Genomic DNA, 1,319 nt, shown 5'->3' with positions numbered 1-1,319 from the left:
GTTGCAATTGCTATTGCTCCTAAAAGTAATATGCCAACTATTACTTTTAGGAGCAATAGCAATTGCAACTAGATACACAATTAATCAGATACAATAAAGTATCTAGTTGCAATTGCTATTGCTCCTAAAAGTAATATGCCAACTATTACTTCACTCGGTGTTGTCCAATTGAACATACTCTTCACCCCCTACTCTAATAATAGGGAGGAAAGATTACGAATATTTTAAAATTACATTATATTAATATTGATTTTAATTATATTTGTTACCAAGAAAAGAGAATCCATTTGGATTCTCTTTTCTTTGCATATTTACAACATGGAGAATATTTACATGAGACAACTCTTTCAAAACTTTATTAGGGGAAAGTTTTAAAAAATGTCTTTATAACAATACTTACATAAATTACATATATAGTAAATTGATAGATTTTATACTAATTATTCTTAATGTTTAATAAATTAAACTTTTGCCATACTAGGAGTACCCCAGCATTTCGAAAAAAACAAGCTAAGCAAATGTAGACAAGAAACAGCCAGATTTTACCCTGTTAAGAATAAGTCAGCTCTTTTATATACAAAGGACGTAAGGATTGTAAATTGGTTAAATGTAATCCCTCAAAACTATATTCCCCAAAGAAATTGATGTGTTCCCAATGTAGAGAGCCTCACCCTATCAAAAAAGAAGATCCCCATTCAACAATAGAGAAAGTAGACGATCGTTTGTAAAGGTATACCTTTACAAACGGGTAGGTATCATCTATGAAACATTGGAATATCAAGTTTATAAAGGTAAGTTTGATTAATTTATAAACGTTTATTTTTAATGAATACCTTTATAAACGAAAGTGGTATAATTATGGTAACAAATATAAGGGGAATACCAAAAATGGCAAATATTTATGGATATATACGTGTAAGTACAAAAGATCAAAATGAACAACGCCAATTACATAAGATGATGGAACGAGGGGTGGAAGCTCGACGTATTTTTGTCGACAAAGCAAGTGGAAGACATTTTGATCGCCCTCAGTATCAATTATTACGAAAAATATTGAGTACAAGTGATATTGTTTACATAGATGCCTTAGATCGTATGGGGCGTAATTATGACGAGGTAATTGCAGAGTGGAAATACATAACTAGAGAATTACAAGCTGATATTGTTGTTTTAGAAAATGAAACACTGTTTGATAGTCGCAAGTTCCGTGAAATGGGTGATATGGGACGATTAATGGAAGATGAATTTTTATCTTTGTTGTCTTATGTTGCAGATCAAGAACGAAAAAAAATTCATCAGAGACAAGCGGAAGGGATTGC

Annotated in this window: 1 protein-coding gene; it reads left to right on the top strand. The window is 31.4% G+C overall.

Going from position 1 to position 1,319, the window contains the following annotated elements; genetic code table 11:
• Positions 1–858: 858 nt before the first annotated feature.
• Positions 859–1,319: recombinase family protein (locus tag B5P40_RS32015; protein WP_113710533.1), on the top strand; the 461-nt coding region annotated here is incomplete at its 3' end.

Origin of the sequence: Bacillus sp. SRB_8 (genome assembly GCF_003264205.1) — a bacterium.
Classification (GTDB): Bacteria; Bacillota; Bacilli; order Bacillales; family Bacillaceae_G; genus Bacillus_A; species Bacillus_A mycoides.
Note: the sequence above shows the minus strand (reverse complement) of the source record. Positions and strands in the feature narration are given on the sequence as shown.